The organism is Rhodosalinus sp. (genome assembly GCF_041685465.1).
Lineage (GTDB): Bacteria > Pseudomonadota > Alphaproteobacteria > Rhodobacterales > Rhodobacteraceae > Rhodosalinus.
Genome location: NZ_JAWLFS010000020.1, coordinates 1 through 7,482, shown reverse-complemented (window position 1 = coordinate 7,482; position 7,482 = coordinate 1). Strand labels below are relative to the sequence as shown.

General features: G+C 66.3%; 8 protein-coding genes. 5 read left to right on the top strand and 3 right to left on the bottom strand.

The genetic code is table 11. The features are described 5' to 3' along the window. Window positions 1-177: 177 nt before the first annotated feature. Window positions 178-801, bottom strand: a complete 624-nt coding sequence (locus tag ACESL7_RS02615; RefSeq protein ID WP_372891165.1) for an alpha-ketoglutarate-dependent dioxygenase AlkB family protein — start codon at window positions 799-801, stop codon at window positions 178-180. A gap of 182 nt (window positions 802-983) precedes the next feature. On the opposite strand from ACESL7_RS02615, the gene dnaK reads away from it, so the two are divergent. The 4 genes from dnaK to pncB all read left to right on the top strand — a co-directional run bounded on the left by dnaK (window position 984) and on the right by pncB (window position 6,144). Then, window positions 984-2,921 (top strand): molecular chaperone DnaK, encoded by a 1,938-nt coding sequence (gene dnaK / locus ACESL7_RS02610; protein ID WP_372891163.1) that lies wholly within the window; start codon window positions 984-986, stop codon window positions 2,919-2,921. 80 nt (window positions 2,922-3,001) lie between these two features. Next, entirely contained in the window at window positions 3,002-4,162 is a 1,161-nt protein-coding gene (gene dnaJ / locus ACESL7_RS02605; protein WP_372891161.1) for a molecular chaperone DnaJ, read from the top strand. A 22-nt stretch (window positions 4,163-4,184) separates the two neighbouring features. Then, window positions 4,185-4,790, top strand: a complete 606-nt coding sequence (pncA, locus tag ACESL7_RS02600; protein ID WP_372891159.1) for a bifunctional nicotinamidase/pyrazinamidase — start codon at window positions 4,185-4,187, stop codon at window positions 4,788-4,790. 61 nt (window positions 4,791-4,851) lie between these two features. Then, on the top strand, window positions 4,852-6,144 hold the full coding sequence (pncB, locus tag ACESL7_RS02595) for a nicotinate phosphoribosyltransferase (RefSeq protein WP_372891157.1): 1,293 nt from the start codon (window positions 4,852-4,854) through the stop codon (window positions 6,142-6,144). On the opposite strand, the gene ACESL7_RS02590 is transcribed toward pncB, so the two are convergent. Together ACESL7_RS02590 and ACESL7_RS02585 are read right to left on the bottom strand one after the other, a co-directional pair. Continuing rightward, window positions 6,141-6,659, bottom strand: coding sequence for an ImmA/IrrE family metallo-endopeptidase (locus ACESL7_RS02590; RefSeq protein WP_372891155.1), 519 nt, complete (start codon window positions 6,657-6,659; stop codon window positions 6,141-6,143). The genes pncB and ACESL7_RS02590 overlap by 4 nt on opposite strands. Then, complete coding sequence (locus ACESL7_RS02585; protein WP_372891153.1) at window positions 6,652-7,041, bottom strand: hypothetical protein; 390 nt, start codon at window positions 7,039-7,041, stop codon at window positions 6,652-6,654. Before ACESL7_RS02585 ends, ACESL7_RS02590 begins: the two co-directional genes overlap by 8 nt. A gap of 261 nt (window positions 7,042-7,302) precedes the next feature. Here ACESL7_RS02585 and ACESL7_RS02580 point away from each other — a divergent pair. Then, the coding region (locus tag ACESL7_RS02580; protein WP_372891152.1) for a hypothetical protein at window positions 7,303-7,482 on the top strand (180 nt) is incomplete at its 3' end.

Below are 7,482 nucleotides of genomic sequence, written 5' to 3'. Positions count from 1 at the left end.
GGCGTGGTGCTGCTCATGCTCGGGCTGATGGGGGAGTATTTCACCCGCCGCAACGCCTCGGCGAGCTGGTACGCCCGGCGCTGAAACGACGACGCGCGCTGCTCTTCTGGCGCTGCGGCTGCCGGAGGATTTCCCCTTCGCCCGTGCCAGGGGCTACAGGCGACGCGCGCGGCGAGCTCAATCCACCACCCTCAGCGTCAGGTTGATACGCCCGCCCTGCGGCAATAGCGTCGAGGAGCCGAAGCGGATGCGGTCGATCCCGTGGTAGGCGAGCCGGCTTTCGCCCTCCAGCACCGCCACGTCGCCCGAGCGCAGCCAGACCGAGCCGGTGCGCCCGCCCCGCTCCGTGCCGCCCACGCGGAAGAGCGCCGCGTCGCCGAGCGAGACCGAGAGCACCGGCATCGAGAAATCCGCCTCGTCCCGGTCCTGGTGGAGCCCCATGCGCGCCCCTTCGCCGTACCAGTTCACGAGGCAGCAGTCCGGCGCCCGGTCGAGCCCGGTCACGTCGTGCCAGAGCGCCAGCACCCGCTCCGGGATCGGCGGCCAGGCGACGCCCGAGGGATGGCGCGGCTCGTAGCGGTAGCCCTTGCGGTCGGTGATCCAGCCGTAACGCCCCGCCGCCGTCATCCGCACCGACATCGGCCGCCCGCGCGGCGTCTCGGGGCGCACGAAGGGCGCCACCTCGGCCACCGCACGCAGGTCCTCCACCAGCGCCGCCTGCGCCGCCTCGTCCAGATAACCCGGAAGCACCCGCACGCCGCGCAGGTCGAGGGGGCCGCCGTCGTTGCCGGTTTCCGCCATGTCCGCACCGTTCCAAATCGCCGCGATTCCGCCCGGCAGGCGCGCTTGCAGCCTCTGGGGCCCCTCCCTATATAGCCGCGAGACGGATGATGGCAGGGCCTGTCGTCCGGATCGGGGCGGAGATGCCGCAACGGGTCTGCCGCTTCGGCGTATCGCCTGAAGGATAAAAGGGATCGGAAGACATGGGTAAAGTGATCGGGATCGACCTCGGCACCACGAACAGCTGCGTCGCGATCATGGACGGTGCGCAGCCGCGCGTGATCGAGAATGCCGAGGGTGCGCGCACGACGCCGTCGATCGTCGCCTTCACCGACGACGAACGGCTGGTCGGCCAGGCCGCGAAGCGCCAGGCCGTGACCAATCCGGAAAACACCATCTTCGGCGTCAAGCGCCTCGTCGGGCGGCGCCTGAACGACGAGGACCTCGCCCGCGACAAGAAGAACCTCCCCTACAATGTCGTCGACGGCGGCCAGGGCGACGCATGGGTCGAGGCGAAGGGCGAGAAATACAGCCCCTCCCAGATTTCCGCCTTCATCCTGCAGAAGATGAAGGAGACGGCCGAGGGCTATCTCGGCGAAGAGGTCGATCAGGCGGTCATCACCGTGCCGGCCTACTTCAACGACGCGCAGCGCCAGGCCACGAAGGACGCCGGCAAGATCGCCGGCCTCGAAGTGCTGCGCATCATCAACGAGCCGACGGCGGCCGCGCTCGCCTACGGGCTCGACAAGAAGGAATCCAAGACGATCGCGGTCTACGACCTCGGCGGCGGCACCTTCGACGTGACGATCCTCGAGATCGACGAGGGCCTCTTCGAGGTGAAGTCCACCAACGGGGACACCTTCCTCGGCGGTGAAGACTTCGACATGCGGATCGTCAACTACCTCGCCGACGAGTTCAAGAAGGAGCACGGCGTCGATCTCACGCAGGACAAGATGGCCCTGCAGCGCCTCAAGGAGGCCGCGGAGAAGGCGAAGATCGAGCTCTCCAGCGCGACGCAGACCGAGATCAACCAGCCGTTCATCTCGATGGACAAGGCGACCGGTCAACCGCTCCACATGGTGATGAAGCTGACCCGCGCGAAGCTCGAAAGCCTCGTCGGCGACCTCGTGAAGGGTTCGCTCAAGCCCTGCGAGGCGGCGCTCAAGGACGCGGGCCTCTCGAAGTCCGACATCGACGAGGTCGTGCTCGTCGGCGGCCAGACCCGCATGCCGAAGGTGATGGAGGAAGTCACCAACTTCTTCGGCAAGGAGCCGCACAAGGGCGTCAACCCGGACGAGGTCGTCGCGCTCGGCGCCGCCATTCAGGCCGGCGTCCTGCAGGGCGACGTGAAGGACGTGGTCCTTCTGGACGTGACGCCGCTCTCGCTCGGCATCGAGACGCTCGGCGGGGTGTTCACGCGCCTCATCGACCGCAACACCACGATCCCGACGCGCAAGTCGCAGATCTTCTCGACCGCCGAGGACAACCAGGGCGCCGTGACGATCCGCGTCTTCCAGGGCGAGCGCGAGATGGCGGCCGACAACAAGCTGCTCGGCCAGTTCAACCTCGAGGACATCCCGCCCGCACCGCGCGGCATGCCGCAGATCGAGGTGACCTTCGACATCGACGCCAACGGCGTGGTGAACGTCTCGGCCAAGGACAAGGGCACCGGCAAGGACCAGAAGATCACCATCCAGGCCTCGGGCGGCCTCTCTGAGGACGAGATCGAGCAGATGGTGAAGGACGCCGAGGCCAACGCCGAGGCCGACAAGGAGCGCAAGGAGCTGGTGGAGGCCAAGAACCAGGCCGAAAGCCTGATCCACTCGACCGAGAAGTCGATCGAGGATCACGGCGACAAGGTCGACCCCTCCACCGTCGAGGCGATCGAACTGGCCGTCTCGGCGCTCAAGGAGGACCTCGAGAAGGACGACGTCAGCGCCGAGAAGATCCGCTCCGGCATCCAGAACGTCACGGAGGCCTCGATGAAGCTGGGCGAGGCGATCTACAAGTCCAGCCAGGACGAGGCGCAGGCCGGCGCCGAAGCCGGAAGCGGCGAGGAGGCTCCCTCGGGCAAGTCGGAGGACGATGATATCGTCGACGCCGACTTCGAGGACCTCGACGACGACAACAAGCGCGCCTGAGCGCTGAACGCTGACGGGTCGCGCGGGGCCGGTCCGGTTGCCGGGCCGGCCCCGTCGGTTCCGAGCACGGGGATTTGCCGATGTCGAAGAGGGACTATTACGACGTTCTCGGCGTGAGCCGCGGCGCCTCAGCCGACGAGATCAAGAAGGCCTACCGCCGGAAAGCCAAGGAGCTTCACCCGGACCGCAACGCGGAAAATCCCGACGCCGAGACCGAGTTCAAGGAAGTGAACGAGGCCTACGAGGCGCTGAAGGATCCCGAGCGCAAGGCCGCCTACGATCGCTACGGCCACGCCGCCTTCGAGGGCGGCATGGGCGGGGGCGGCGGCCCGCGGCCGGGGGGCGGCTTCGGACCGGGCCAGGGCGACTTCGCCTCGGCCTTCTCGGATGTCTTCGACGATCTCTTCGGAGACTTCATGGGCGGCCGGGGCGGCGCCGGCGCGCGACAGCGCGCGGCCCGCGGCGCCGATCTGCGCTACAACATGCGCGTCACGCTCGAAGAGGCCTACGCCGGCCTTCAGAAGACCATTCAGGTCCGCAGCTCCGTCGGCTGCCCCTCCTGCGAGGGCACCGGCGCCGAGGGCGGCGCGGAGCCCGTCACCTGCCCGACCTGCTCGGGCATGGGCAAGGTGCGCGCACAGCAGGGCTTCTTCACGGTCGAGCGCACCTGTCCGACCTGCTCGGGCCTTGGCCAGATCGTCAAGAATCCCTGCACCGCCTGCGCCGGCTCGGGCCGGATCGAGAAGGAGCGCGCGCTTTCGGTCAATATCCCCCCGGGGGTGGAGACCGGGACGCGCATCCGCCTCGCCGGCGAGGGCGATGCCGGCATGCGCGGTGGCCCGCCCGGTGATCTCTACATCTTCATCGAGGTCGAGCCGCACAGCATCTTCGAGCGCGACGGCACCGATCTCTACTGCCGCGTTCCCGTCTCGATGCCCTCCGCCGCGCTCGGCGGCGACATCGAGGTGCCGACGATCGACGGCGGCCGGTCGCGCGTCAAGATCCCGGCCGGCAGCCAGTCGGGCCGGCAGATGCGCCTGCGCGGCAAGGGGATGCCGGCGCTGCGCGGCGGCGGCTACGGCGACATGTTCATCGAGCTCGCCGTCGAGACGCCCGTCAACCTCACCGGCCGGCAGAAGGAGCTCCTGCGCGAGTTCGAGGCGCTGAGCGAGGACAACAATCCCGAAAGCAAGAGCTTCTTTTCCTCGGTGAAGAGCTTCTGGGACAACATGAAGGGCTGAACGCCCCGCGAAAGGAGCCCCCATGCGCCCGGCGACCGAAGCGCTGATCGTCATCGACGTGCAGAACGACTTCTGCCCGGGCGGCGCGCTCGCGGTGCCGGAGGGCGACGCGATCGTGCCCGGCATCAACGCCCTGATGCGGGAATTCCCGGCGGTCATCCTGACGCAGGACTGGCACCCGGCCGGGCATTCCAGCTTCGCCTCGCAGCACCCCGGCAAGGCGCCGATGCAGACCGTCGAGATGCCCTACGGGCCGCAGATCCTCTGGCCCGACCACTGCGTGCAGGGCACGCCCGGGGCCGCCTTCCACCCCGACCTCGACACCGACCGCGCCGACCTGATCCTGCGCAAGGGCGTCCGGCCGGAGATCGACAGCTACTCCGCCTTCTTCGAGAACGACGGCCAGACACCCACGGGCCTCGAGGGCTACCTGCGCACGCGCGGGCTGAGCCGGCTGACGATGGTCGGCCTCGCCACCGATGTCTGCGTCGCCTACTCCGCGCAGGACGCCGCGCGCCTCGGCTTCGAGGTGGAGCTGCACGCGGATCTCTGCCGCGGCATCGACCACGAGGGCTCGCTCGGCCATGCGCTCGCGGAGATGCGGGCGCGCGGCGTGGTCGTGCACTGAGCCGGGCCTTGCCCTCCCCGTGCGGGCTTTGCTCTAACGCGAAGCGGAGAGGAGTGCCCGCATGGTCGACATCGCCAGCCGCGTCTACAATCACAAGTGGAAGATCGACCCGATCGTCCGCTCCCTGATCGACACGGATTTCTACAAGCTCCTGATGTGCCAGTCGGTGTTCCGCAACAAGCCGGACACCGAGGTCACCTTCTCCCTCATCAACCGCACCACCGAGATCCCGCTCGCCGACCTGATCGACGAGGGGGAGCTGCGCGAACAGCTCGACCACATCCGCTCGCTCAGCCTGTCGCGCGGGGAATCCACCTGGCTGCGCGGCAACATGTTCTACGGCAAGCGGCAGATGTTCCGCCCCGACTTCATGGAGTGGTTCGAGAACCTGCGCCTGCCGCCCTACCACCTGGAACGCGTCGGCGATCAGTACGAGCTCACCTTCGAGGGCAAATGGCCCGAGGTCATGCTCTGGGAGATCCCGGCGCTTTCCGTCCTGATGGAGCTGCGCGGCCGCGCCGTGCTCGCCCCCATGGGCCGCTTCGAGCTACAGGTGCTCTACGCCCGCGCCATGACCAAGCTCTGGGAGAAGATCGAGCGCCTGCGCCCGCATTCCGGCCTGCGCATCGCGGATTTCGGCACGCGGCGGCGGCATTCCTTCCTCTGGCAGGACTGGTGCGTGCAGGCGATGATGGAGGGGCTGGGCGCGGGCTTCGTCGGCACCTCCAACTGCCTCATCGCCATGCGCCGCGAGGTGGAGGCGATCGGCACCAACGCGCACGAGCTGCCGATGGTCTACGCCGCGCTCGCCGGGACGGACGCGGCGCTCGCCCGCGCGCCCTACGCGGTGCTCGCCGACTGGCACGAGGAGCACGAGGGCAACCTGCGCATCATCCTGCCCGACACCTTCGGCTCCGAGGCCTTCTTCCGCAACGCGCCCGACTGGCTCGCCGGCTGGACGGGCGTGCGGGTGGATTCCGGCGACCCGGTGGCCGGCGCCGAGATCGCGATCCGCTGGTGGGAGAGCCGGGGCGAGGACCCGCGGCAGAAGCTCGTGATCTTCTCCGACGGGCTGGACGACGACGTGATCGTGGACCTCTACCGCCGCTTCGCGGGGCGCGTGCGGGTGAGCTTCGGCTGGGGCACGCTCTTGACGAACGACTTCCGCGGGCTGGTGGAGGGCGACCGGCTGGCCCCCTTCTCCCTCGTCTGCAAGGCCTCCGCCGCGAACGGCCGCCCGACCGTCAAGCTCTCCGACAACCCGGAAAAGGCGATGGGCCCGGCGGAAGAGATCGCCCGCTACAAGCGCGTGTTCGGGGTGGGGGAGCAGGTTAGGCGGGAGGTGGTGGTTTAATCGGGCAAGCCCGTTATTTTACCATCGGCTTCTTGATAGCCAAGCGAGCCAAGCCTGATTTTCATGGCGGCCGGCGAAACCTGAAAATTTTTCGCAATCTCAGCTACGTCGTCACCAATTCTAACCAGCTCTCCCAACTTGGACTTAGGTATCAAGAGCCTTGCTGCGAAGCGATTTGCCTCAGCCTCCTCACGCGGACCAATTTCTGTATTATAGAAGTTTCCATCAGGGGTGCTTCTATACGCTTTGCTGTCATCAACGCCCGCTCCGATCAGGTCGCGGTGCAAAAGAAAATGCGCCAATTCGTGTGCAATTGTGAACCGTTGGCGAAAATAATGATGCCCTCGGTTGACCGAAATCTTGAACTCACTTCCATTCACGCGTTCCAGTTGCCCCGAGATTTCAGGGTCAAGACTCGCCTTTTTGTCAAGACCCACACCGACATCCCGAACAATCCCTTCGATATCAACCGGAGGGCCGATGTGCTTGTTCACAATTTCACGGAAGCTAGTCATCTGAACTTTCCTCCCACGCACTCCACTCTCGCGCTATCTGATCTGCCTCGTCATCGGTCAGCTTGCGCTCCTCGTCTGATTCGGATATGTGCCTCTTCACCCTCGTTGCAAGAGTCAAGAGGAGTTCGTCATCCTTCACGATCACGTCAACGATTGCGTCGTTGTCGATGAGCGCAGGAAGGTTTCTCACAGCTTCGTCAGCCGCAGCTTCCATTGCAGCACTCCTAACGAGGAAGAATCCTAGGAAGGCTCCAAGTGCCAGAACGGTCGCAAGGACGGTCAGGCTTAGAGCCAAGACGTCTAGACGCCCCATCTGGCTTGCTGTGTATACGGCATCTGCATGCAAGCTGCAGCTTGGGCACACCAGAGCGAGCCAGTCCATCGCCGGTGACAACCCGTTGCCGAACGGTCCAGCGATCAACAGATAGGCAAAGACTACAAGCCACACCAGATGCAATGTTAGACTGATCCAAGCTACGGCCGCTGCTTTACTGTTCTTCCTTATCATACGTTGGTTCGCTCTACATTGATATCCCAGCCTTCATGATGGAGAGTGTTTCTCGTTCGTGTCGCGGCACGCAAGGACAAACGAGCGGACGCTCTTGAGCGGAACCCCACCCCCACGCCCCCGCGTTGCCCCTCCATGCAACTGGACGACCTCTACCGCCACTTCGAGCGTGTCGTGGCCGGGGTGCTCATGGCCGGGATGGTCGTGGTCATCGCGCTGGCCACGTGGAGCTTCCTGCGCGAGGCCGGGCTGGCCGCGGCGGATCCGACGGCCGCGCTCGACTATCCCGTGTTCCAGACCCTCTTCGACCGGTTG